The following is a 25368-nucleotide window of genomic DNA, read 5'->3' as shown; positions in this document are numbered from 1 at the left end:
GTTTGTCCCACCCAGATTGGCCTGGTTGTTCAGTCGGACGGCGGCTTCGCCTTGGCGCCGCGCTGCTGGGCCTCGGCCACCGCGCGCACGAGGTCGGGCACGAAGCCGAGGTCGGCCACCATGTCGGCGGCCTCCCGCATCTCGGCGGCACGGCGGACGCCGTGGGTGGCCACCCGCTCGGCCATGGTGTCGGCGAGGGTGGCGAAGTCCATGCCGGGGAAGCTGGCGCTGAGCGAGGAGAACACCTCATCCTCCACCTCGAAGGCGCGGGCGGCGCGGGCGCAATCCACGATCAGCGCCTCGATGCCCTTCACCATGATGGAGCGGCAGAGCTTCATGGCGGACGCCCGCCCGTGGGTGGCCGACACGGCGCGGATGTTCATGCCCAGCGGCACCAAGGCGGCGGCCACCGCCTCGGCCTGCGGCCCGCCGGCGAGGATCGGCACGGCGAGGCGCGGCGCGCCCACCGGCGCCATCACCGCGCCTTCCACATAGTCCGCGCCCGCGCCCTGCACCGCCTGCGCCGCCGCCACCTTGGTGTGCGGGGCGGCGGAATTGAGATCGAACAGCACCTGCCCCGGCGCCAGGTAGCCGGCCGCCGCGCGGGCCACGTCCAGCACCGCGTCGGCGGTGACGGCGGACAGCACGATGTCGGCGCCGGCCGCCGCGTCGGCCGCGCTCGCCGCCGCCCGCGCCCCGGCGTCGCGGGCGCGCGCCAGCATCGGCGCGGCAAGGCCCGCATGGTCGAACTTGATGTCGTAGACGGCGACGGCGGCCGCGCCGTTGGCCAGGAGGTCGGCGGCAAACAGCGTGCCCACCTCACCATAACCGATGATCGCCAAGCGAGGGGCCATGCCCGCGTCCTCTCCCATTTCGGCGCATGACGCGCTCTTTGGGACCGACCTTGGGGAGGAAGGCGGCGTGAATCAAATGACAAGTTTTCGGTTATTGATGAATTTGGTGCATCCGCCGCATGGCGCCTCACGCCTTGCGGCCGGCCCCGAGGCGCGCCCGCACCAGCGCCAGCAGCGCGTCGGCGGCGGGCGACAGCGGCACGCCGCGCTTGGTGAAGACCGCCAGCGTGCGGGTGACCGAGGGGTTGCGCAGCGCCACCAGGGCGAGGCCGGGCGCGCGCTCCGCCCCGAGCGCGAGCTTCGGCACCACGGTGAGGCCGATGCCGGCCTGCACCATGCTCACGGCGGTCTGCACGTGCTGCACCTCGTAGCGCCAGTTGAGGCTCTCGCGCCGGCTGCCCAGCGCATCGTCGATCAGCGCGCGATTGCCCGCCTGCGGGCTGATGCGGATCAGCGGCGTGCCTTCCAGTTCGCCCCAGGACAGCGAGGGGCCGGCGGCGAACGGGTGATCGTCCGGGCAGAGCAGCAGGAAGGCCTCCTTGCGCAGCGGCGTCATCTCCAGGTCCCAGACCGCGGCGGTGACGATGCCGATGCCGAATTCCGCCGCGCCCGAGCGCACCAGCCCGGCGATCTCGGAGGCGGAATTGTCATAGACCTTCACCGCCACGCCGGGATGGCTGCGGGCGAAATCATTGAGCGCGCGCGGCAGGTAGCCGGCGGCGATGGTGGGCAGGCAGCCGACGGCGATGCGCGCCTGGTGCTGGCGCGCCTTATCGCGCAGCGTGTCCACCTCGGCGGCGAGGCCGGCGAGCGCCTGGCGCGCCTTGGGCAGCAGCGCCTCGCCGTCCGGCGTCAGCGTCACCTGCCGGGTGGTGCGGATGAGCAGGCGGACGCCGAGGTCGTCCTCCAGCTTCTTCATGCGGTGCGACAGGGCGGTCTGCGACAGGTTGAGATGCGCCGCCGCGCGCAGGAACGAGCCGCGCTCGGCAATGGCGAGGAACGCCTCAAGGCCCAGGAAATCGATCCGCATCGCCCTTCACTGGCACAGCGGGGGCGGCCGGAAAAGGCCGTCCGCCGCTGCCGCCCCGATCTTGAGCCGGGAAAGGGCATGGGCTCGGGCGATTGGGGATAGGCGATTGGCTTGGGACAACCGGGGGCATGGGCCCCCGCCAGCCGATCTCCTGTTGCACTTGCCTGGGAAAAGCACCCTACTTTCATACCAGATGGCCGCAAGGGAGGGAGCCGCGTGCGCCGAAGCGATGAGGGATCGCATCCCGCCGACCGAGCGCGGGCGGGTCGGCGCGGGGCGGCATGCACGCGGCAATCCCGCCGGCCGGGCGCGGCGCCGGCGGCGCCCCGTGGCGACATGAACCCGAGCCCCTGTCCCGGCGTTTGAAACCGGCGCGCTCCGGCGCCGCCCGCCGGACGCGCGGCGGCGCGGAATGCGGGAATGCGCGGCGCGCTGGCGACTTGAAAGATCAGCCCCGACAGCTACACCATGAACCGAGTGAGCGTACTGATTGTCGTGTGCGAACGATGATATCGATCATCCCTGCGGGGATGGCGGTCGCAGGGCCGGGAGAGAGACGCGGATGGAATATACTCGGATCGAAACGCCTTCCGTCCCGTCGCCTCGTGGGCAGGGAAAAGTACGTGGCGTCTTCGTAAATACCGCCGAAGCGAATTGCAGCATATTCGAAAGCGGGCGGATGGTTTTCGAATGTCTTAAGGATTCCCCGCTCTACGACCTCGATTATTTCTCGATCGATACGATGGACGTTGATCTGTTCAATCAGACCAGCGTCCTGAGGTGGAAGGGCGAGGCCGGGGGCGCCGAGCCCGGGACCGCCTACGATTTTTACGTTTTCAACTGGCATTTCATCACCATGGCGTCGGATATCGATGCCGACGCCATCCGGCGCATTGCCGCGCCCAAGTTCTCCGTCGTGCTCGAACTGGCGCCCGGCGACCCCCTGATGCTGGTTCCCGCGGGGGTGTTCGACGGCTACATCGCCCTCGATCCCTCGATCCAGGACATGGGGCCGATTTTCGCCTTCCCCCGCCCGCTGGAGATGGAGCCGCGCAAGGGGCGCCCGGTGGGCGACGACGTGCCGGTCATCGGCTCGTTCGGCTTCGGCACGCCGGCCAAGGGCTTCGAGCTGCTGGTCGAGGCGGTGAACCGGGAATTCGACCGGGCGAAGGTGCGGATCAACATCCCGCACGGCAAATATGTCGAGACCGACATCATCCACGCCATGCCCTATGCCAAGCGCCTGGAAGAGGTCTGCAAGAAGATCGCCAAGCCCGGCATCGAAGTGTCGTTCAGCAGCGAGTTCCTGACGCCGGAAGGCCTAGTGGAATGGTGCGCGCAGAACGACCTGAACTGCTTCATGTACACGCGGGCGCTGCCGGGCCTCTCCGCCACGACCGACCAGTGCATCATCTCCGGCCAGCCGCTCCTGACCCTGACCAACGACACCTTCCGGCATATCCATCGCTATATCGAGCCCTACCCCTACCAGGGCCTGCGGCAGGCGATCGCCACCAGCGGGGCGCATGTCCGCGACATCCAGAACGATTGGTCGAAGGACAAATTCCGCGATCTGTTCCACCGGATGCTCGGTACCTCCGGCCTCATCCCGATGCCGGACGTGCCGCCCCTGCGCCGGAACCAGGACGGGCAGGGCTCGACCATCCTCGTCGTGTCGCGCGGCGGAGAGACGCCCGACAACCTGACGGACCACGGGCAGAAGATCGCCAATGCCCTGGGGCGGAGCAGGACCCGGCAGATCCGGCACGTCAGCTACGAGGCGGCCGCCGCCGCGCTGGAAGCGCTGGGCGGCGAGGTGCCCGCCGGCATCATCCTCGTCGACTATGACGTGACGCGGCGCGAGGCCGCCGGCGCGGCGTTCGGCGACCTGCCCTGCCCGAAGATCGTCATTCCGCAGGCCGGGGGCGTATCCGTCACCGACCATCCCTATGCCTGGAGCAACACGGTCGTCGTTCCCCGGCTGCCGGTCATTCCGTTCCACACCACCAGCACCGGCCTGAAGACGCCGCGCAGCATGATCCTGCTCGGCTTCTCCCGGAACGCGCCGCTGCTTGAGCAGACCCTGAGGAAGATCTTCGCCGAGACCGAGGCGATCGAGGTGATCGTGGAAGCCTCCGACGGCGCCCCTCCGCCCGGCGGCGTCGAGGTCACGCCCCGGGCCGGGCAGAGCATCGCCTACGCCCCGTTCGGCCTGGGCGATCCCAACCTGCCCCATCGGTTCGGCGAGAGCAGCCTGGTCATCGCCTATAACGACCCGGCGCGGACCGGCGAGCTGGAGGCGCTGTTCAGCGTCGCGCTGGTGACCGAGCGGCCCGTGGTGTTCACCCGCGCGGGCGTGTTCCCGAACCTGCTCGGCCGGGAACGCTACATGGAGGACCACTCCACCCCCGACCTCATCCAGATGGGCGTCGCCGCCCATATCCGCGCCTTCTACGATTTCGGCGAGTGGACCTTCGCCACCGGCCTGCGCCGCATCCTCGACGGCAGCTGGCGCGCGGCGGATGCGACCCCCGAGGACGCGGCGGTCTCCGTCATCGATCCCGAGGCCTTTCTGCGGATCGCGGTCATGGGCACGCGGGCGCAGCCGGCCGGCGGCGCGTCCCGGCCGGCGGCCTCGGCCATGCCGGATCTGGTGGCGCGCGGCGTGAGCTGGGTGCGCGCCCGCCTCAACCGCCAGGCCGCCCCGCCTGACGACGCCGCCTCGCCGCTCTTCGAGGCGGCGGACCGGCTGCGCGACCAGGAGCTCTGGGACGAGGCGGCGCGGACATACCGCGCCGGGCTGGAGCTGGCCCCGACCGCCTTCGGCATGTGGATCCAGTGCGGCAACGTCGCCAAGGAGGCGGGCGACTTCGCCCTCGCCGAGACCGCCTATGCGCGGGCCCTGGCGCTCGATCCGCGCGAGCCGGACCTGCATCTCCAGCTCGGGCATTTCTACAATGTGCGCAACGATCCGGCGCGGGCGCGGATCTATTATGCCGGCGCCTACGCGCTCGGCTCGCGCGATCCCCATACCTTGCCCCACGCCTTGCCCCGCACTTGGCCGGACGGCCTGCCGCAGGTCCCGGCCGCGCCGGCACAGGCGCCGGAGCCCGAGCCTTCCCCCGTCCCGGAGCCCGACGCCGAGCCGGCGGCGACCCACTTCGCCCGCGGCGACCACCTGCGCGATGCCGGCGCGTGGCGCGCCGCCGCCGACTGCTACGCCGCCGGCTTGCGGACCGAGCCGGGTGCCGTGCCATATTGGGTGCAGCTCGGTAACATGTTAAAGGAGGCCGAAGCGTTCGGCGAGGCGGAGCACGCCTATCTGGCCGCTCTGGAACGGGCTCCGACGGAGCCGGATCTGCATCTGCAAACGGGCCATCTGCTGTCGAAGGTCGGCCGGACCGACGACGCCGCGAGACATTACGCATCCGCCGTCAGCCTGGGCTCGCGCGACCCGCACGCCCTGGCCGCGCTGTCGGGGCGGAGCGAACAGGACGCCGTTATCCGCGATATCGTCAGACAGGTCAGAGGCGGGAGCCATGCCCATGCCGCTGAAGGTCATGCCCTGAGCTTCAGCCAGGAAATATTACGTGCGATTGCCAGTGCGCATTGAACTGTGACGCGTTTTTCTTCAACCGGGTGACGGCCACAATGGAAGTGAAACGGATTTTCTGGTTCGGCATGCACAAGGTGCTGCGGACGACCGAACTCAGGCAGTTGCGCGCGCTCGGCTACGAGGTCTTCAGCCCGGCCTACCTGTCACCGATCTACGACCAGTCCGCGGACCGGACCATCGACGTCGACCAGCCGACCACCTTGCCGAAGGAGATCTTCGACGAGCTGCTGGGCTACAATTTCTTCTACAATGCCGTCTCCCCGAGAATTGCCGAGATTCTCAACACCTATTTCGACGCCGCCATCGTGACCATCAGCGCCGACTGGCTGAACGCCTTTCTCGGCGCCTACCGGGGGCCGGTGGTCTATCGCATCTACGGCCAGCATTTCGTGCTGTCGAACCGCATCCTGGAGCTTGGCCTGTGGGAGAAGCTGATCGCGCGCGACAGCTTCTCCATCGTCCCGTTCGCCGCCGAGACGCTGGACCGCGAGCATGACTGGTTCACCGCGCTCTGCCACGAGATCGTGCCCTACCAGATCCCCGACGACGTGTTCGCCTTCTCCGGCAGCTGGGCGCGATCGGAACGCCGCCGGCGCATCGCCACCCATATCCCCAATATCGAGAACCCCTATTATCAGGCCGCCTACGAGACGTTCCGCTCGCAATATCCGCAGCACGTGTTCGAGATTTCCGGTCCCCAGCGGTCGCATCCGCGCGACCCCTCGATCACCGGCGCGCTGCCGCGGGAGGACTTCCTGCGCCGCCTCGCCAGCGCCTCGGGGTTTTTGTACAACTACTCGGACGAGGTCTGCTATCTCACGCCGATCGAGATGATGGAGCTCGGCGGCCCGGTGCTGTACGCGCCGGATTCGCTGCTGGCGCGCTTTTATGACGGCAAGACGCCCGGCCTGATCGCCCATCCGACCCTGGCGACCCGCAAGCTGCGCGCCCTCCTGGACGGGGACCCGGCATTCATCGCCGATGTACTCGCCGCGCAGGAGACGGTACGCAAACGCTATGACCGGGCGGTCGTGCAGCCGCTCTTCGCCCGCGCCTTCCGGCGGCTGCTGGGCGAGCCGGAACGCAAGCCGGCCTTCGAGGTGCACGACCGCATCGTCCGCGGGGCCGCCGCCCCGGCGCCGGGCAAGCCCGCCGCCGCGCTCGCCGTGCTGCTCCATGACGCGGCGCTGTTCAGCCGCGACGGCGCTCGCGTGGCGGCCGGGGACGGCACCGGGCGGTTCATGGTCAATTTCGTCCGCGCCCTGGTGGAACGGAGCGACCATCGCCTGATCATCAGCTGCCTGGAGCGGACGCGGGAGCTGCTGCTCGACCTGTTCGCCGGCCCGATCGCCCAGGGCCGGGTGGAACTGCATGCGCTCGAAGGGACGGGGGCGGGAGGAACGCCCTTGTCCGAGCGCGTCGGCCGGCTGGATTTCATCGCCGAGCTCAACCGCCGCACCGACATCGGGACGATGATCGTCCCGCATCCGTCCCGCTTCCCCGAGGCGTTGCTGTTCAGCGGCCCGCGCGTCACCTATATGGAGGCCTACCAGCCGCCCGAGGAGCGTATCCACGCCTTCGCCCACCTGCGCGAGGAGGATCTGGAGCGGGAGGCCGTCGCCGTCGCCGCGCTGCGGGGGTCCCGCGCGGTGCTCGCCTCGTCCGCCTATACCAGCCGCTGCATCGCCGCCAATCCGGCCTTCGGCGGCGACATCGCCGGCAAGCTGACCGTCCCCGAGCGGCCCTACCCCGCCGCCGACGCCCCCCTGCCGGGCACGCGGCGCGGGCGCGAGTTCAGCGCCAGGATGGGCGGCCGGCCCTTCATCTTCTATCCGACGGCGAACGAGCCGGTCCGGCACATCGCCTTCCTGCTCGAAGTCTTCGCCGCCCTGCGGGTGTTCCATGCCGACCTGATGATCGTGCTGACCGATCATCTCGGCCAGATCCCCGGGGTGGGCGAGGTGGCCGACGCCCGTCACCTGAAGCCGCACATCGAGATCGTGGAGGGGGCCGGCGCGGGCGACCTGCGCTGGCTCTACGAGCATGCCGCCGCGCTCTGCCTCACCTCCTCCTTCGAGGGGGACGTGCCGCAGCAGATCATCGACGCCCTGCGCTACGGCACGCCCGTGGTGGCGAGCCGCCTGCCCGCCATCGTCGAGCGGCTGGGCCCGGACGCGGACCGCCTGCTGCTCTGCCGCCCGCTGGACGTCGCCTCCTTCACCCAGGGCCTCACGGAGGCCCTGTCGGACCGGCCGGCCGCCACCGCGCGGCAGGCGAAGGTGCTGACGCGCCTCGCGCTCTGCGCGGGAGACATGGCGGCCGCCGTCGCGCTCGTCGATTGAACAGATGCCCCCAACGTGATGGACCGGCCATGCGAATCGGATTGATGGTGCCCGCTTTGTCGCCGCATGACGCGGTGGGCAACGACGTACTCGGCATGTACATCGCCCTCAGGAAACAGGGCTATGACTGCACGATATTCACGGCGAACGGAGAGACGTCCTATCCGATCCCGGTCCTGCGATATGACGACGCCCCGCTGTTCATCAGCTCGCCCGAGGACATCATCGTTTATCACTATTGCTTCAGCGAGGAATTCGCCGTCCGGATCTTGCGCAACGTGCGCGGACGCATCGTCCTGAAGTATCACAACCTGACGCCATCGCAATTCATGGCGCCCTATTCCTGGGAATACGCCGCAAGCTGCAAGCGGGGCCGCGACACTCTGCGGGCGGTGTGTGATCTGCCGCTCGCCGGGGTGATCAACGACTCCGACTACAATGCGCGGGACATCGCGCAAGTCCTGCCGCCGGGCGTTCCCATGTCCACGGTCGCCCCCATGCACCGCATCTCCGAGCTGCTGGGCTGCGCCGACGACCAGGAGATGCGGGCGACGCTGGACCACAGCTGGTTCAACATCGTGGCCGTCGGCCGGGTGGTTCCCAACAAGGCGCTGGACCTGATGATCCCCGCCCTGGCGAAGCTGCGGGACGACGGCGTCGCAGGCGTCCGGCTTCACATCGTCGGCGGCCGCGACCCCCGCCTCCAAAGCTACATCTCCATGGTCGAGGGGCTGATCGCCGACAGCGGGCTGGGCGATGCCGTCACCTGGCACCACTCGGTCTCCGCCACCAAGCTGGCGACGCTGTACCGGCACGCCGATCTGTTCTGGACGACGAGCCAGCACGAGGGATTCTGCGTGCCAGTGGTGGAGGCCATGGCCTTCGGCCTGCCGGTGCTCAGCTCGCGCCAGGGCGCGCTGCCGGAAACCTGCGGCGATGCCGCCGTGCTCGCGGACCGCACCGAGGAAATGGCCCGGCAACTGCGCCGGCTCACCACCGACGACGCGCTGCGGGCGGAACTGAGCGAGAAGGGCCTGCGGCGCTACCGCGACGAATTCCGCATGGCGCGGCTGGAGCCGAAATTCATCGCCGCGCTGGAGGCCATCGCACGGACGACCGACGTCCAGCGCCCCGCCGCCGATGCCGACTGGTTCGGCCTGCCGCACACCGACGCGCTGATCGGGTTCGCCACCGCCATGTGCGCGGACACCCCTTATGGCCGGCTGGCCACAAGCGACGGCCGGCGGCAGTTCCTTGACTGGCTGATCCGGGTCGGCCGCAGGGACGCCGCCGAGGTGGCGGCGCTGCTGCGGTCGGCCGATTTCGCATCCTACGCGCGGGATCTGGAGGTGCCGGAACCAGCGAGCCATCTCAGCCCGCCGATGCGCCTCGCCTGGCATTTCGACCTGGCGGCCCGCTCGGCGTTCCAGTTGCGGACCAACCCCGACGTCGCCGCCTTTCTCGAATGGTACGCGGCATCGGCGGCCGCCGACTATGGCGACCTGTTCTCCGCTCCGGTCCGGGCCGCCGCAGCCGCGCACTGATGCTCCCGGCGCCGCCACGCGCCCTCGCCCGCGTCGCGGGGAGGCCGGGGACGACGCACCGGCGCGGGAGAGAGTGAAAGCGGCGGGCGGGCGCCCCACCGCGAGACGGTGCGGCCAGCGGTGGCCGGGCGCGGCTCGCCCCACCAGCCCCGAGCCTCCGCCCTGCCCGCGCCCGCTCAGCCGCCCCCGCTCACCCTGCCCCGCTCACCCTGCCGCGCTCATGGAGGCGCGGAAGGCCCAGCCGGCCATGCGGCGCTCCAGCAGCGCGAACAGCGCGTACATGAGGATGCCCTCCACCGCGAGCGCCAGCAGGCCGGCGAACACCAAAGGCATCTGGAAGTTGGAGCCCGCCTGCACCATCAGATGGCCCACCCCGGCATTGGCGCCGATGGTCTCCGACACCACCGCCCCCACGAAGGCCAGGGTGATGGCCACCTTCAGCGCGCCGAACAGATAGGGCGCGGTGCGCGGGATGCCCACCTTGCGCATGATGTCGAGCTTGGAGGCGCCGAGCGCCCGCAGCACGTCCTCCAGCTCCGGCTCGGTGGTGGCAAGGCCGGTGGCCACATTCACCACGATGGGGAAGAAGGAGATGAGGAAGGCGGTGAGGATGGCCGGGATCTCGCCGATGCCGAACCACATGATGAGGATCGGCACCACCGCCACCTTGGGGATGGAGTTGAAGCCGATCATCACCGGATAGAGGCCGCGATAGATCGCCCGCGACCAGCCCACCACGAGGCCGAGCGTGATGCCGAACACCACGGCGAGAATGAAGCCGACCACCGTGGTCCACAATGTCACGAAGGAGTTTTTCAGCAGCGGCCACCAGTAGTGCGCCGCCGCCGCGAAGACGGCGCTGGGCGCCGGCAGGATGAAGGCGTCGATATGGAACAGGCGGCAGGCGCCCTCCCAGGCCAGGAACAGGATGACGGTGAAGGCGACGGGGGTGACGTCCTCGGCTGCGATCTTCATGCCTGCCGGACCTCCGCGATCTTGCCGCGCAATTCATGGACGAGATCGGTGAAGGCGGGCTCGTAGCACACCTCCAGCGGGCGGGGGCGCAGGAAGTCCACCACGCGGGTCTCGACGATCCGGCCGGGGCGGGCGCTCATCACATGCACGGTGTCGGCCAGGAAGGCGGCCTCGCGCAGGTCGTGCGTCACCAGCACCACGGTGAAGCCGAGGCGCTGCCACAGGTCGCGCAGCACCACCCACAATTCCTCGCGGGTGAAGGCGTCGAGCGCGGCGAACGGCTCGTCCAGCATCAGCAGGGCCGGCTCGTGGATCAGCGCCCGGCACAGCGAGGCGCGCTGCTGCATGCCGCCCGACATCTCCCACGGATAGCGGCCCGCGAAATCCCGCAAGCCCACCACGCCCAGCAGGTCGAGAGCGCGGGCGCGGTAGAAGTCCTTCTCGCGGCGGAAGCGGCCGCGATGCGGCGGCACGATCTCCAGCGGCAGCAGCACATTGTCCAGCACGCTGCGCCACGGCAGCAGGTTGGCGTTCTGGAACGCCATGCCGGCGATCTTCACCGGCCCCTTCACCGGCTTGCCCTCGACGAACACCGCGCCGGCGGTGGGGCGGATGAGGCCGGTCACCAGCTTCATCAGGGTGGACTTGCCGCAGCCGGACGGGCCCACGACGGCGGCGAACTCGCCCTGCTTCACGGTGAGCGAGGTGTGGGCCAGCGCCGTCACCTCGCCGCTTCTGCCCTTGTAGGACAGGCTGACGTCATCCAGGCAGATCAAAAGGTCGTCCTCTGTTTACGGCCCGATGGCCTGTCCCGCGCCACCCGCCCCTCCCGGAAGGCGAGGCCTGGCGGATCGCGCAAAGCCCTCGCCCCCTTGCGGGGGAGGGAGCCACGGCGCGCCACCGCCCTCCAGCGCAACGCACCCCCTCCCCCCTTGCGGGGGAGGGCTGGGGAGGGGGGTGAAGCGCTCTCCACCCCAAGCCCCGTTCGATCAAACCCCGTTCGATCCTCTTAGGCGCCGTCCGCCCCCCAGACCCTTGCGCGCCACCGCCCTCCAGCGAACCGTGCACACGGCCCCGGCCGCGTCACCCCCCTCCCTGCCCTCCCCCGCAAGGGGGGAGGGTTTCCCCGCCCGGACGAAGAGACGGGGCGGGCCCGGAAAGCCCTTTCCCCGCGCAACGCGCCCCTTCCCACTGGGAGGAAGAGGCGCGGCGGGGAGGGACGGGCGAGGGCGGGCTCCGACCCCTTACTTGACCATCCGCTCAGCTGCGGGCGGCAGGAATTCGCTGGTGAAGATGTCCGCCGCCGTGGGCCTGGCCTTGAAGTCGTAGGTCACGGAGATCTGCTCGATCGACTTGGTCAGCCGGTCCACGTCGATGCCGCCGACGCCGTTCTTGGTCACCCATTCGGTGATCATGTTGTCCTTCAGCGCCATCTTGAGGCGGGCCAGCTCGATGGCCTCGTCGCCGGTCTCGTTGCGCTTCATCACCGCCTTGATGGCCGCCTCGGGGTCGCGGGCGGTCTCGATGATGCCCTTGATGGTGGCGCGCACGAAGCCGGCCACCTCCTTGGGATGGGCGGCGGCGAAGTCGGGATTGACGATGACCGCGTTGCCATAGAGCACGAGGCCGTAATCGGCCATCAGCATCACCTTGATGTCGTCCGGCTTGAGGCCCTTCTGCAGCAGGTTGAAGTAAGAGGAGAAGGAGAAGCCGGTGATGGCGTCCACCTTGCCGTCCGCCAGCATGGGCTCGCGCACCGGGAAGCCGACATTCTCGATCTTCACCTTGTCGGCGTCGATGGCGTTCTCCTTCACGAACGCCTTCCACTGGGCGAAGGCGCCGTCCGGGGCGGGCGCGCCGAGGATCCTGCCTTCCAGGTCCTTCGGCTTGGCGATGCCGGTCTTGGTGAGGGTGACGATGGCGAACGGCGGCTTGTCGTAGACCATGAGGACGGCCTTCACCGCCTTGTCCGGGTTCTGGTCGCGGAACTTCACCAGCGAGTTGATGTCGAAGAAGCCGAGCGGATAGGTGCCCGCCGCCACCCGGGCGATGCCGGCCACCGAGCCGGGGCCGGTGTCCACCGTGACGTTGAGGCCCTCGGCCTTGTAGTAGCCCTTGTCGATGGCGACGAAATAGGGCGCCGAGGGGCCCTCGAACTTCCAGTCGAGGGCGAACTTGATGTCGGTGTCCGCCCGTGCCGGCAGCGCCGCGACCGCCAGCAGACCCAGCGCCCCGATCAGGCCGCGAACCATGTGCCTCATGCCGCCCTCCTCCAGTGGGCTGACGACAGGCAAGGCACATGCCACTCAGAGAGGCAGAGACCCGGCGGCTGGCGAAACGGAAGCTGCCCAATGCATGGGCAGAAGGGGCGAGGTCCGCCGCTTCGCTAGGCTGCGGCCCCCAGCTCCCCGCCGTCGTCCAGGAAGCGCTCCAGGCGGGCCTCCGCCGGCGCGATGTCGAAGCCCTGGGCGGCGACCCAGGCGTCGTCATAGTAGGTCGCGAGATACCGCTCGCCGCGATCGCAGATGAGCGTGACGAGGGAGCCGGGCTCCTCCTGTCGCATCAGGCCGGACGCAATGTGGCACAGAGCGTGAAAATTCGTGCCGGTGGACGGCCCGACCTTGCGCCCGAGCCGTCTTGAGAGCACCCGCATGGCGGCGACTGACGCGGTGTCGCAAACGCGGAACATGCGGTCGATGACGCCGGGCACGAAGGAGGGCTCGACGCGCGGCCGGCCGATGCCCTCGATGCGCGATCCGCCGCAGCGGGTCAGGGTGCGGTCGCCGGTCATGAAGGCGTCGTAGAACACCGAGCCTTCCGGATCGGCGACGCAAAGCCTTGTGGCGTAATGCTTGTAGCGCAGATAGCGGCCGATGGTGGCCGAGGTGCCGCCGGTGCCGGCGGCCATGACGATCCAGGCCGGGACGCCGTGCGGCTCACCCTGCATCTGCCGGAAGATCGATTCCGCGATATTGTTGTTGCCCCGCCAGTCGGTTACCCGCTCGGCATTGGTGAACTGGTCGACATAGATGCCGCCGAGCCGGGCCGCCAATCCAGCTGCCTCGTCATAGACTTGGCCGCTGTCGGCGACGAAATGGCAGCGCCCGCCCTGGCGCTCGATGTCCTCGATCTTCTCGGCCGAGGTGGTGCGGGTCATCACCGCATAGAAGGGCAGACCCAGCAGCCGGGCGAAATAGGCCTCGGACACGGCGGTGGAGCCGGAGGACGCCTCCACCAGCGGCACGCCGTCGCGGATCTGGCCGTTGCAGATGCCGAACAGAAACAGCGAGCGCGCCAGCCGGTGCTTGAGGCTGCCGGTCGGGTGGGTGGATTCGTCCTTCAGATAGATGTCGATGCCGGGCAGGGCATGCCCCTCGAAGCGCAGGAGGTGGGTATCGGCCGAGCGGCGCGTGTCCCGATCAAGGATTTTCAAGGCTTCGTCGGCCCAAGCGCGGTCGCGGGCGCGAGCCGCCCCGCGCGGGTCAGCGGTAACGCAATGCGGCACATCGGCCGGGGCGGGAAGGGGGAAGACTGCTGCGCTGTCCATCTGCAAGGCTCGGCCTTTCGCCGTTTGACCTGCCGGTCCTGGCCGCCGTCGGCGGCGTCCACGAGCAATCATCCTCCTGTCGGCAGGCCGAAATCATCGCCGGCCGGCGCGCCGGCCAAGAAGAATTGTGCGATATCATTTCGCAAAAGCGGGAAATCGCGCAATAATGTTTGCACGTGCGCGGGGGCGACGTGATTTGCATCTCGGGCCGACTGCCTGTCCACTCTGATCGACAGGGGAGGGGTGGAGTATGGAGTCGAAGCCGCACAACCATTCGGAGCAGAGTATGTCAGAACAGCCGTCGAGCGCGCAATTCGGTGATCAGGCGTTTGGCAGCGACCCGTTGCAGCGGGTCACGCTCGGCTATCTCATCAACCTGCTGGCGCGTCTGCTGGCGCAGTCCCTCAAGGCGCGGAACGGGGTCGATGGCATCCTGCCCGGCCAGTTCCCCATCGTCCTGGAGCTGCTGAAAGCGGACGGGCCGACCCAGCGCGACCTGTGCGAGTTCGTGAAGATCGAGCAGAGCACCATGGCCAACACGCTGAAGCGCATGGAACGTGACGGCATCATCGAGCGGCGCGCCTGCGCCGACGACGGGCGCCAGGCGACGGTCCACCTCACCGAGCACGGCCGCACCCTGGCCCAGGCCGCGGTCATCAACGCCTTCGAGGTCAATCGGGTGGCGCTGGAGCCGCTGGACAAGGACGCGCAGGTGCAGCTGCGGGCCGGCCTGATCGCCATGGTCGAGCGGCTGGAGGCCGACATCGCCCGCCAGCGCTGACCGTCGGCGGCACCGGGCTACAGCCCTTCAGCCGCAACGCCTCGGCCCACGCCGGAAAATCCGCCTTGCATGCATGGATGGCGGATTTTCCGGCGTTTCATCTGGAAATAAATAGCAAGCCATGCAACCGTGTGCAGGACGGGCCGCCCCGGCGCGCCCTTCTGTGCAGATGCAATGCTGACAATGGGGAGGGCAAGAACATGAAAGCTGCCGTCATCAAGGCCCATGGTGGCCCGGAAAACCTGACCTTCGTCACCGATTGGGCGCGACCCGTCGCCGGTCCGGGGGACGTCATTCTCCGGGTGAAGGCCAGCTCCCTGAATTATCACGACGTCTTCACCCGGCGCGGCATGCCCGGCATCACCCTCAACCTGCCCGTCGTGCCCGGCCTCGATCTTGCCGGCGAAGTGGTGGAGCTGGGCGAAGGCGTCACCGACGTGCAGGTGGGCGACCGCGTGCTGGTGGACCCGCTGAACCGGGTCGAGGGCGGCCTCATGGGCGAAACCATGGACGGCGGCCTCCAGGAATTCGCCAAGGTGCGCGCGCACCAGCTCGTCCCCATCCCCGCCGGCGTCACCTATGAGCAGGCCGCGGCCCTGCCGGTGGCCTATGGCACCGCCTACCGCATGCTGTTCACCAACGGCCAGATCAAGGCCGGCGACAAGGTGCTGGTGCTCGGCGCCTCCGGCGGCGTCGGTACCGGCGCGGTGCTCCTCGCCAAGCTGGCGGGCGCGCATGTGATCGCCTGCGGCTCCAGCGAAGCCAAGCTCGCCAAGCTGAAGGAGATCGGCGCCGACGAGGTGATCGACTACACCAAGACCGATTTCGCCAAGGAAGTCTTCGCCCGCTTCGGCAAGCCCCACCGCCGCACCACCGAGGGCGGCGTGGACGTGGTGGTGAACTTCACCGGCGGCGACACCTGGGTGAAGTCGCTCCGCGCGCTCAAGCGCGGCGGCAAGCTGCTCACCTGCGGCGCCACCGCCGGCTTCGACCCGGTGGAGGACCTGCGCTTCATCTGGACCTTCGAGCTGAAGATCTTCGGCTCCAATTCCTGGGCGCGCGACGACCTGAAGGCCCTGCTCGGCTACATCGCCGAGGGCCGCCTGAAGCCGGTCATCGACAAGGTGCTGCCGCTGGAGGAATCCGCCGAGGCGCTGCGCCTCATCGAGGAGCGCGAAGTCATCGGCAAGGTGATCCTCGCCCCCTGACGCGCCCGTCCTGTCCTCCTCCTTCTCGGAAATAGCCTCATGAGCGAGACCGAAACCAAGGCGCTGCCCACCCGCGAAGAGCTCGACGAACGCATCCGCCGCGCGCCCTACCACCGCTGGCTCGGCCTGTCGGTGGTGGAGGCCGGCGACGGCGAGATCGTCGTGGAACTGCCCTGGCGCGAGGAATTCGTGGTGAACCCGGACGTCGGCTACACCCACGGCGGCATCCTCGCCACGCTGGTGGATCTGGTGGCAGACTGGGCCATCGCCACCAAGCTGGGGCGGCCCTTCCCCACCGTGGACCTGCGGGTGGATTATCACCGCCCGGCCCTGAAGGGGACGCTCCGGGTGCGCGGGAAAGTGATCCGCCTCGGCTCCACCTTCACCACGGCGGAAGCCTATGTGGAGGACGAGGGCGGAAAGCTCCTCGCCAGCGGGCGCGGCACCTACGCCACCACGACGAAGTGACACATGGCCGGCGGCACTCCCGCCGGCCTTTTTCATTCTATGGGCTGACAGCGACGACACAGCTTGGAGACCGGCATGCATGACACCGAGACCTTCCGTGGTTTCCTCGACCGGCTGCGTGCCGCCGGAGAATTGATCGACCTGCATCAGAGCGTGGACATCCGCCACATCGCCACCCTGGTGGACCAGTCCGACAAGGCGCTCTTCTTCCACAATGTCATCGGCTACGACGTGCCCGTGGTCTCCGGCATCATCCGCTCGCAGAAGCGGGCCATCATGTCGCTGGGCTGCACCGCCTATCCGGAGATCGAGGCCAAGCTGAAGGCCGCCATCGACCGGCCGATCCCCCCCGTCATGCTCAACACCTCGCCCACCCACGAGGTGACCATGAGCGGGGACGAGGTGGACCTCTACAAGCTGCCCATTCCCATGAGCTCAATCTATGACGGCGGGCCGATGATCACCGCCGGCGTGGTGATCGCGCGCGACCCCGAGTTCGGGCTCAATTCGGGCATCTACCGCTTCATGGTGAAGGAGAAGAACCTCACCGGCATCGACATCGTCACGCCCAACAACATGCGTCTGTTCGCGCAGCGGGCCTACGAGGCCGGGCGGCCCTGCCCCATCTCCATCTCCATCGGCACCCACCCTTACGAGATCATGGGCTCCGGCTTCCGCGCCCCGCTCGGCGTGGACGAGATGGCCATCGCCGGCGGCCTGCGCGGCGGCCCGGTGGAGCTGGCCCCCTGCAAGACCATCGACGTGCCCTATATCGCCGATGCGGAGATCGTGCTGGAAGCGGAGATCGTGCCCGACGGCTGGATCTATCCGGAAGGCCGCTTCGGCGAGTTCACCCGCCTCATGGGCGGGCTGCATTGGAACCCCCATGTGCGGGTGAAATCCGTCTCCATGCGCAAGGACGCGGTGTATTACGCGCTGCATATGCCGTGGGAGAACACCTGGCTCGCCGCGCCCACCCGCTACACCGCGATCCGCCAGGCGCTGAAGACCGCCGGCGTGGTGGTGAAGGACATCAATGTCACGCTGGGCGGCTGCGCCTTCTGGCACGCCGTCATCTCCATCAAGAAGCAGCCCGGCGAGGGCAAGAACGCGCTGCTCGCCGCGCTCTCGGTGATGGACCTGAAGCATGTGGTGGTGGTGGACGACGACATCGACGTCTTCAACCCGACCGACGTGGAATGGGCCATCGCCACCCGGGTGCAGGGCGACAAGGATGTGATGATCGTCTCCGGCGCCCGCGGCAAGCCGCTCGACCCCAGCCTGCCGCCCACCCCGCCCGGCGTGGTGCCCACCACCGCCAAGATCGGCATCGACGCCACCATTTCCGAGGGCATCCCCAAGGAGCGCTACGAACGCATCGCCTATGCCTATGCCGACACCGCCAAGATCGCCGACTATGTCGCCGGCAAGACCGACCCCGCCGGGACCGTGACTGGCGACGACGAGGTGGCGCTGCTCGCGGAGGAGATCGCCGTGATGATCGGCGAGGCGCCGCGCTTCTACACCGACCTCGCGGAGGCCTTCTCCCAATACGCCTTCCCCATGATCGCCCGGGCGCTCGGCCACCTGCACGCCACCGAGCGGCTGTGGCAGGACGATCGCGGGCGCATGTGCCTGCGCGGCTCCGCCTTCGCGGCGAAGCCGCCCGGCGGGTGAGCTTTTGATCCGCGCCCAATCCACTTAAGCTGGCCGCGCCTCATGCGCGGCGGCCCAATCATAAGGCTGGCGAACACCAACGACGCAGCCGACGCCTCGGGACAGGACCGGTTTCCACGTATCAAGCGAGGGTAAACATGCGTCACGTCTTCAGAACCCTGGTGCTGGCGGGCAGCCTTCTCGCCGCAGCGTCCGCCCACGCCGAGACCACCCTGAAATTCGGCGCCGCCCAGACCTCGGCCGGCTCCCTGCCGCTCATCGTGGCGCAGCAGAAGGGCCTGTTCGCCGCCGAAGGCATCAAGATGGAGCGCATCGACTTCAAGGGCGGCGCGCCCGCGGTCCAGGCGCTCGCCGCCGGCAGCATCGACGTGTGCATCTGCGCCGCCGATCATGCGGTGCGCCTGACCGAGCGCGGCCTCGGCGGCAAGGTGCTCGTCGCGCTCGCCGACCAGCACAGCTACGCCATCATGGCCCCGGCCGGCTCCAAGGCGACCAGCCTGAAGGACCTCAAGGGGCAGAAGGTCGGCATCACCTCCGCCGGCAGCCTCACCGACACCACGCTGCGCTACGCCATCAGGAAGATCGGCCTCAATCCGGATACGGATTTCGAGATCATCTCCATCGGCACCGGCGGCCCCATGCGGGCGGCGGTGGAGAGCGGGGCGGTGGCGGCGGGCCTGTTCTCCACCCCCGATATCCAGGCCAACGAGGCGCGTGCCGGCGTCTACAAGATCGTCGAGGACTTCCGCAAGATGCCCTATGCGGCGCAGGACCTCGTGGTCACCGACAGCTGGCTGAAGGCCCATCCGCAGGAGGCGAAAGCGGTGGCGAGCGCCGTGGCGAAGGCGCTGAAGTTGATCCAGAGCGACCGCGCGGTGCTGCGGGCGGCGGTGGTGGAGATGTTCCCGACCTTCGACCCGGCCCTGGTGGACAAGGTCACGGCGGACGTGGCGGCGGGCTATCTGTCGCCGGACGGCAAGCTCAATCCCGAGAGCTACAAGACCCTGCTGGAGATGATGTCGGCGGCCGACCCCAACATGAAGAAGGTGCCCTACGACGAGATCGTCGCCCTGTCCTATTTGCCCCAGTGAGCGACCCTGACATGTCGGACAGCGCAACGGCGCGGGCCCCTGCGGGAAACGCCGGGCCCGCGCAGGGAGCCGCCGCATGGCGGACCGGCGCGGCGCAGGCGGGGCTCATCCTCGTCCTGCTCGCCCTCTGGGAAATCGCCGCCCGCACCGTGCTGAACCCGTTCTGGAGCAGCCGGCCGTCGCTGATCGCCGAGCGCATCTGGCGCCTGGCGCTCAGCGGAGAGCTGTGGGTGCATTGCTCCATCACCCTCCAGGAGGCCGGCGCCGGCCTCCTGCTCGGGGCGGCGGCGGGCGTGCCGCTCGGCATCGCGCTGGCCCGCGCGCCGCGCACCGCCAAGGTGGTGGAGCCGGTGGTGATGGGCCTCTACGGCCTGCCGCGCGTGGCGCTCGCCCCGCTGTTCATCCTGTGGTTCGGCATCGGGCTGATGTCGAAGATCATGATGGCCTTCACCATGGTGGTGTTCATCTTCATGCTGAACGTCATGGAGGGCATCCGCACCATCGACCCGGACCATCTGGACCTGATGCGCTCCATGCGGGCGGGCCGCTTCTATCTCGCCCGCAAGGTGCTGCTGCCCGCCGTCACGCCGTGGATCCTCGCCTCTTTCCGCATCGGCGTCGGCCTGGCGCTGATCGGCGCGGTGGTGGGCGAGCTGATCGGCGCCAACCGGGGGCTGGGCTGGTACGTGGAGAAGTCCGGCGGCCAATTGGACACCACCGGCGTGTTCACCGGCCTCGTGGTGCTGATGATCCTCGCCATGCTGGCCAACCAGCTCATCGGCTTCGTGGAGCGGAGGACCATCCGATGGCGCTGACGGATACCGCTCCGCGGGTGCGCGTGGAGAACCTGCGCATCGCCTTTCCCCGCCCGGACGCGGCCCCGCTGGAAGTGCTGTCCGGCATCTCGCTGGATGTGGCGGACGGCGAGTTCGTCGCCGTGGTCGGGCCCAGCGGCTCGGGCAAGTCCACCATCCTGCGCGCCATCTGCGGCCTGCTGAAACCGGCGGGCGGGCGGGTGAGCGTGGACGGACGGCCGGTGACGACGCCGCCGCCGGAAGTGGGCTTCATGTTCCAGAAGGACGCGCTTCTGCCCTGGTGCACGGTGGCGGAGAACATCCGCGTCGGCGCCGAGCTGGGCGGCGTGGCGCGGGCGGAACACGCGGGCCGGGTCTCTGCCCTCATCCGCCTGCTGCGGCTCGACGGCTTCGAGGACGCCTTCCCGAAGCAGCTCTCCGGCGGCATGCGCCAGCGCGCCTCGCTCGGCCGGCTGCTGGCCTACAATCCCTCCCTCATGCTGATGGACGAGCCGTTCGGCGCGCTGGACTACCAGACCAAGATCGTGATGGGACGGGAATTGCTGCGCATCTGGGAGGCAGAGCGGCGGGCCATCATCTTCGTCACCCACGACATCGAGGAGGCGGTGGCGCTGGCCGACCGGGTGGTGGTGTTCTCCGCCCGCCCGGCGCGCATCGTCGCCGATTATGCGGTGGACCTGCCGCGCCCCCGTGACCTGCGCGCCATGCGCGGCGAGGCCGCCTTCGTCCGGCTGACGGAGGCGATCTGGTCCGACCTCGCGCTGCCCGCATGAGCGCGCCCGCCAGCCCCATGGACGGCCTCATCGCCCGCGAGCCCCTGCCCGCCTTCGCTCTGGCGGTCTACGGCACGGCGGGCGTGCCGCCCGCCTGCCTGCTGCTCCAGGAGCGGCGGGGCATCGACGTGAACCTGCTGTTGTTCGCCGCCTTCCTGGGCGCGGTGCGCGGCGAGGCGCTGACGCCCGCGGGCCTGGCCCGCGCAATCGAGACGGTCGGCCCCTGGCACGGCGAGGTGGTGCGCGGCCTGCGCGCCGTGCGCCAGCGGCTGAAGGCCGGCCCGCCGCCTGCGCCCAACACCGTCACAGCCGCGCTCCGGGCCAAGGTGCAGGCCGTCGAGATCGAGGCGGAGCTGATCGAGCTGTCGGAACTCGGCCGCCTCGCGCACACGCTCGGGGCACCGCCGGCGGCGGGTCCGCCGGACACGCGCGCCCGCGCCGCCATGGCCGGGGTGGTCGCCGGCGCCCCGCTGGACGAAGCGGAGCAGGCGGCGCTCGCCTGCATCGCGGCGGCCGCACAGCAGGCCGCGACCGCAAGAGAACATTAGAGCCGGATTCACCGCTCCGGCTCCGGAAGGATGAGGACATGAAACGCCTGATCGTTGCCATCACCGGCGCCTCGGGGGCCATCTACGGCATTCGCGCGCTCCAGCTCCTGAGGGAGGTGCCGGAGGTGGAGACCCACGTCATCCTCACCCCGTCGGGCCTGCGCACCATCGTCGAGGAAACCGACTTCAAGCCGGACGACGTGCGGGCGCTCGCCGACACGCTCTACAATCCCAAGGACATCGGGGCGGCGCTCTCATCCGGCTCGTTCCAGACGGTCGGCATGCTGGTGGCGCCCTGCTCCATCAAGACGCTGAGCGGCATCGCCAATTGCTACAATGACGAGCTGACCGTGCGGGCGGCGGACGTCTGCCTGAAGGAGCGCCGCCGCGTGGTGCTGCTGCTGCGCGAGACACCGCTCCATGCCGGCCATATCGACCTGATGGCCCAGGCGACGCGCAATGGTGCCGTCATCATGCCGCCGGTGCCCGCCTTCTATCACCGGCCCAAGAGCCTCGACGACATCATCAACCAGACCGTCGCCCGCGCGCTCGATCTGTTCGACATCCCGCTGCCCATCGTGAAGCGCTGGACCGGCGAGGCCTCCCGCTCCTGAGCCGGACCGAAGGCGGAACATGCGCCGCGCGCCGATTCGGGCCGGGTCTGGTCCGGCTCCGTTCCGCGAACGGGCGGCGCCATGTCCCGATCCGGGACGGACCCGCCAGGCCTCCAGGGCACCGATCGTCCGCCGGAACGGGGAGAGAACATCCCGTTCCGGCCGATTCGGGCCTGCTCTGATCCCGCCCTGTTCCGCTTCGACGGACCAACGGTCTCAAAACGGGACGGCACGCCGGCACAGCATCGTGCCGCCGCGCGGTGTTATTCGCCCTGCGTCATCAACGCCGCATTGCCGCCCGCGGCGGAGGTGTTGATGGTCACGGTCTGCTCGCTGGCGAAGCGCAGCAGATAGTGCGGGCCGCCCGCCTTCGGGCCGGTGCCGGAGAGGCCGTGGCCGCCGAACGGCTGCACGCCCACCACCGCGCCGATGATGTTGCGGTTCACATAGATGTTGCCCACCGGCAGGCGGGACGTGACCTTTTCCACCAGCCCGTCGATGCGGGTGTGGAGGCCCAGCGTCAGGCCGTAGCCGGTGGCGTCGACGGCATCGAGCACGGCGTCGATCTGCCCCGCCTTGTAGCGCACCACATGCAGGATGGGGCCGAACACCTCCTCCGTCAGTTCGTTCGCGCTCTTCAGCTCGAAGACATGCGGCGCCACGAAGGTGCCCCGCGCCGGGGCGGTGCCGGCATAGTGCACGCGGGCCGTGGCGGAGCGGGCGCGCACATAGGCGTCCAGCTTGCCCTTGGCCTCGGCATCGATCACCGGCCCCACATGCACGGCGGGATCGCGCGGATCGCCCAGGCGCAAGGCGTCGGCGGCGCCGACCACCATCTCGATCATCTTGTCCGCCACGTCCTCCTGCACGAACAGGAGGCGCAGCGCCGAGCAGCGCTGGCCGGCGGAGCGGAAGGCGGAAGTGACCACGTCGTCAGACACCTGCTCGGGCAGCGCGGTGGCGTCCACGATCATGGCATTGATGCCGCCGGTTTCGGCGATCAGCGGCACGATGGGGCCATCCTTGGCCGCCAGCGTGCGGTTGATGATGCGCGCCACCTCGGTGGAGCCGGTGAACACCACGCCCGCCACGCGGGGCGCCTCCACCAGCCGGGCGCCGATGCGCCCGTCGCCGGTCACCACATGCAGCGCGCCGGCGGGCACGCCCGCCTCGTGCAGCAGCCGCACCGCTTCCACCGCGATCAGCGGGGTCTGCTCGGCGGGCTTCGCCACCACCGCATTGCCGGCGGCGAGCGCCGCCGACACCTGGCCGAGGAAGATGGCCAGCGGGAAGTTCCAGGGCGAGATGGCGACGAACACGCCCCGGCCGCGCAGCCGCAGCACGTTGCTCTCGCCGGTTGGGCCGGGCAGTTCCGTGCCGGCGCCGCACAGGCGCATGGCCTCGCCGGCGTAATAGCGCAGGAAGTCCACCGCCTCGCGCACCTCGGACAGGCCGTCGTCCAGCGTCTTGCCGGCCTCGTCCTGGAGCAGGGCGAGGAAAGCGGGCGCGCGCGCCTCCAGGAGGTCGGCGGCCCGCACCAGGATCGCGGCGCGGTCAGAAGACGGCGTCCGGTCCCAGGCCGGGAAGCCCTTGAGCGCCGCCGCAACCGCGGCATCCGCCGCCGCAGCGTCGGCTTCCACCACCCGGCCGATGGCCCCGCCGTCGATGGGGCTCGTCACCGTGCGCGCAACGCCGGTATGAACCACGCCGTCGATGATCGGGGCGGCGGTGACCTCGCGGCGGGCGGCGGCGATGTCCGCCAGCAGCGCGGCCAGCGCCTTCCGGCTGCCCAGTTCCACGCCCTTCGAATTGGCCCGGCCGGCGCCGTAGAGATCCGCTGGCAAGGGGATATGGGTGTTGCGGGCGGCATCGGGCGTGCCGATCACCGTCGCCGGGCGGCGCAGCAGGTCGCTCACCGGCACGGCGGGATCGCCGGCCACCGAGACGAAGGAGGAATTGGCGCCGTTCTCCAGCAGGCGGCGGACCAGATAGGCCAGCAGGTCGCGATGCCCGCCCACGGGAGCATAGGTGCGGCAGCCGGTGCCGGGCACGCTGGCCAAGAGTTCGCCGTGCACCGCCTCGCCCATGCCGTGGAGGCGTTGGAATTCGAAGCCGCCCGTGCCGCCGGACAGCTCCACGATGGTGGCGACCGTCAGCGCGTTGTGGGTGGCGAACTGCGGGAAGATGCGCGGGCGCAGCGCCAGCAGCTTGCGGGCGCAGGCCATGTAGTTGAGGTCGGTCATCGCCTTGCGGGTGAACACCGGATAGCCGTCGAGCCCGCGCTCCTGGGCCCGCTTCACCTCGGTGTCCCAATAGGCGCCCTTCACCAGCCGCAGCATCAGCCGCCGGTCCAGCCGCTCGGCCAGGGCCGCCATGTGGTCGATCACCGCCGCGGCGCGCTTCTGATAGGCCTGGATGGCGAGGCCGAAGCCGTCCCAGCCCGCAAGGCCGGGGTCCGCCAGCACGGCGTCGATGACGTCGAGGGAGAGTTCCAGCCGGTCGGCTTCCTCCGCGTCGATGGTGAAGTTGAGGTCGAAGGCCTTGGCCTGCCGGGCCAGATCCACCACCAGCGGCACCAGTTCCGCCAGCACGCGGTCGCGGTTCACCGCGTCATAGCGCGGGTGCAAAGCGGAGAGCTTCACCGAGATGCCCGGCCGGTCCGGCAGCGCCGCATTGCCGGCCCGCGCGCCGATGTCGGCGATGGCGCTGGCGTAGCTGTCGAAATAGCGCCTGGCGTCGGCGGCCGTGCGGGCGCCCTCGCCCAGCATGTCGAAGGAATAGCGATAGGCCCGGCCGCTCGACGACTGCGCCCGGTCGAGCGCGGCATGGATGGTCTGGCCGAGCACGAAATGATTGCCCAGCACCTTCATGGCCTGGCGCGTCGCCGCCCGCACCGCCGGCAGGCCGATGCGCTTGGTGAGGCGCCCCAGCACGCCCTCCGGCGTCTCGCCCGGCTGGATGACCCGCGCGGTGACGCCCAGCGCCCAGGACGAGGCATTCACCAGCAGCGCGTCGGACTTGGAGGCGTGGTTGAGGAAGTCGCCCTGGGCCAGCTTGTCCTCGATCAGCCGGTCCGCCGTAACCGGATCGGGCACCCGCAGCAGCGCCTCGGCCAATGTCATCAGCGCCAGCCCCTCCTTGGTGGAGAGGGCGTATTCGCGCAGCACTTCCTCAATGCCGCCCATCCCGCCGGTGCCGCCGCCCTTGCGGATGGCGCCGATCAGCCGGCTCGCCAGCGCGTCGATGCGCGCCTCGGCCTCGGCGGGCAGCGTGCCCTGGGGCAGCAGCAGGGTGGCGATCGCCGCATCGTCCGGCGCATAGGGCGCCTCGAACGGCGGCACCAGCGGCTGCGGCATGGGGACGAGGGCGGTGGAAACGGGGCTGGGCATGGAAATCTCCGGCGGATATATCTCGATAATCCGCAATGCCCCGTGCTTCGATGGTCATTTCAAGCCAGATGCCTTAGATTCTGCGGCAGATACCCT

General features: G+C 69.4%; 19 protein-coding genes. 12 read left to right on the top strand and 7 right to left on the bottom strand.

Going from position 1 to position 25368, the window contains the following annotated elements; genetic code table 11:
• Window positions 1–29: 29 nt before the first annotated feature.
• On the bottom strand, window positions 30–854 hold the full coding sequence (locus YU1_RS31500) for a DUF1932 domain-containing protein (protein WP_051357407.1): 825 nt from the start codon (window positions 852–854) through the stop codon (window positions 30–32).
• 127 nt (window positions 855–981) lie between these two features.
• Window positions 982–1884, bottom strand: coding sequence for a LysR family transcriptional regulator (locus tag YU1_RS31495; protein ID WP_035716789.1), 903 nt, complete (start codon window positions 1882–1884; stop codon window positions 982–984).
• Window positions 1885–2563: 679 nt separating this feature from the next.
• Here YU1_RS31495 and YU1_RS32305 point away from each other — a divergent pair.
• Genes YU1_RS32305 through YU1_RS0126105 form a run of 3 tightly spaced genes read left to right on the top strand, consistent with a single transcriptional unit; the run spans window position 2564 to window position 9386 of the window.
• The gene (locus tag YU1_RS32305; RefSeq protein ID WP_029006530.1) at window positions 2564–5497 is read left to right on the top strand and encodes a tetratricopeptide repeat protein; all 2934 of its coding nucleotides are present in this window, start codon (window positions 2564–2566) and stop codon (window positions 5495–5497) included.
• A 38-nt stretch (window positions 5498–5535) separates the two neighbouring features.
• The gene (locus tag YU1_RS0126110; RefSeq protein ID WP_156922505.1) at window positions 5536–7842 is read left to right on the top strand and encodes a glycosyltransferase; all 2307 of its coding nucleotides are present in this window, start codon (window positions 5536–5538) and stop codon (window positions 7840–7842) included.
• 29 nt (window positions 7843–7871) lie between these two features.
• Window positions 7872–9386 carry a glycosyltransferase family 4 protein gene (locus tag YU1_RS0126105; protein ID WP_084540154.1) on the top strand — a complete coding sequence of 505 codons (1515 nt, stop codon included), beginning with the start codon at window positions 7872–7874 and terminating at the stop codon, window positions 9384–9386.
• A gap of 204 nt (window positions 9387–9590) precedes the next feature.
• Here the strand turns inward: YU1_RS0126105 and YU1_RS0126100 are convergent, their stop codons facing one another.
• The 4 genes from YU1_RS0126100 to YU1_RS0126085 all read right to left on the bottom strand — a co-directional run bounded on the left by YU1_RS0126100 (window position 9591) and on the right by YU1_RS0126085 (window position 13794).
• A complete protein-coding gene (locus YU1_RS0126100; protein WP_029006527.1) occupies window positions 9591–10361 on the bottom strand; it encodes an ABC transporter permease in 771 nt (256 codons plus the stop codon).
• The gene (locus YU1_RS0126095; RefSeq protein ID WP_029006526.1) at window positions 10358–11137 is read right to left on the bottom strand and encodes an ABC transporter ATP-binding protein; all 780 of its coding nucleotides are present in this window, start codon (window positions 11135–11137) and stop codon (window positions 10358–10360) included. The genes YU1_RS0126100 and YU1_RS0126095 overlap by 4 nt, the downstream gene beginning before the upstream one ends.
• A gap of 468 nt (window positions 11138–11605) precedes the next feature.
• Complete coding sequence (locus tag YU1_RS0126090; protein WP_029006525.1) at window positions 11606–12622, bottom strand: ABC transporter substrate-binding protein; 1017 nt, start codon at window positions 12620–12622, stop codon at window positions 11606–11608.
• Between the two features lie 125 nt (window positions 12623–12747).
• Window positions 12748–13794: a PLP-dependent cysteine synthase family protein gene (locus tag YU1_RS0126085; RefSeq protein ID WP_245263460.1), complete on the bottom strand. Its 1047-nt coding sequence runs from the start codon at window positions 13792–13794 to the stop codon at window positions 12748–12750.
• 400 nt (window positions 13795–14194) lie between these two features.
• Here YU1_RS0126085 and YU1_RS0126080 point away from each other — a divergent pair, with 400 nt between their 5' ends.
• From YU1_RS0126080 to YU1_RS0126040, 9 genes are all read left to right on the top strand, one after another.
• A complete protein-coding gene (locus YU1_RS0126080) occupies window positions 14195–14689 on the top strand; it encodes a MarR family winged helix-turn-helix transcriptional regulator (RefSeq protein ID WP_084540159.1) in 495 nt (164 codons plus the stop codon).
• A 200-nt stretch (window positions 14690–14889) separates the two neighbouring features.
• Window positions 14890–15897, top strand: coding sequence for a zinc-binding dehydrogenase (locus YU1_RS0126075; RefSeq protein WP_029006522.1), 1008 nt, complete (start codon window positions 14890–14892; stop codon window positions 15895–15897).
• 39 nt (window positions 15898–15936) lie between these two features.
• Complete coding sequence (locus tag YU1_RS0126070; RefSeq protein WP_029006521.1) at window positions 15937–16365, top strand: PaaI family thioesterase; 429 nt, start codon at window positions 15937–15939, stop codon at window positions 16363–16365.
• Between the two features lie 75 nt (window positions 16366–16440).
• Window positions 16441–18042 (top strand): UbiD family decarboxylase, encoded by a 1602-nt coding sequence (locus YU1_RS0126065; protein WP_029006520.1) that lies wholly within the window; start codon window positions 16441–16443, stop codon window positions 18040–18042.
• A gap of 137 nt (window positions 18043–18179) precedes the next feature.
• On the top strand, window positions 18180–19133 hold the full coding sequence (locus tag YU1_RS0126060; protein ID WP_029006519.1) for an ABC transporter substrate-binding protein: 954 nt from the start codon (window positions 18180–18182) through the stop codon (window positions 19131–19133).
• Window positions 19134–19144: 11 nt separating this feature from the next.
• A complete protein-coding gene (locus tag YU1_RS0126055; protein ID WP_029006518.1) occupies window positions 19145–19948 on the top strand; it encodes an ABC transporter permease in 804 nt (267 codons plus the stop codon).
• Window positions 19939–20721: an ABC transporter ATP-binding protein gene (locus tag YU1_RS0126050; RefSeq protein ID WP_029006517.1), complete on the top strand. Its 783-nt coding sequence runs from the start codon at window positions 19939–19941 to the stop codon at window positions 20719–20721. The genes YU1_RS0126055 and YU1_RS0126050 overlap by 10 nt, the downstream gene beginning before the upstream one ends.
• Complete coding sequence (locus YU1_RS31485) at window positions 20718–21269, top strand: TIGR02444 family protein (RefSeq protein WP_051357405.1); 552 nt, start codon at window positions 20718–20720, stop codon at window positions 21267–21269. The genes YU1_RS0126050 and YU1_RS31485 overlap by 4 nt, the downstream gene beginning before the upstream one ends.
• 38 nt (window positions 21270–21307) lie before the next feature.
• A complete protein-coding gene (locus YU1_RS0126040; protein WP_029006516.1) occupies window positions 21308–21883 on the top strand; it encodes a UbiX family flavin prenyltransferase in 576 nt (191 codons plus the stop codon).
• A 263-nt stretch (window positions 21884–22146) separates the two neighbouring features.
• On the opposite strand, the gene putA is transcribed toward YU1_RS0126040, so the two are convergent.
• Window positions 22147–25272 carry a bifunctional proline dehydrogenase/L-glutamate gamma-semialdehyde dehydrogenase PutA gene (gene putA / locus YU1_RS0126035; protein ID WP_425339180.1) on the bottom strand — a complete coding sequence of 1042 codons (3126 nt, stop codon included), beginning with the start codon at window positions 25270–25272 and terminating at the stop codon, window positions 22147–22149.
• Between the last annotated feature and the right edge of the window lie 96 nt (window positions 25273–25368).

The sequence above is a fragment of the Azorhizobium doebereinerae UFLA1-100 genome, assembly GCF_000473085.1.
Lineage (GTDB): Bacteria > Pseudomonadota > Alphaproteobacteria > Rhizobiales > Xanthobacteraceae > Azorhizobium > Azorhizobium doebereinerae.
The sequence above is the reverse complement of the archived record's forward strand: the minus strand, read 5'-3'. Positions and strand labels throughout refer to the sequence as shown.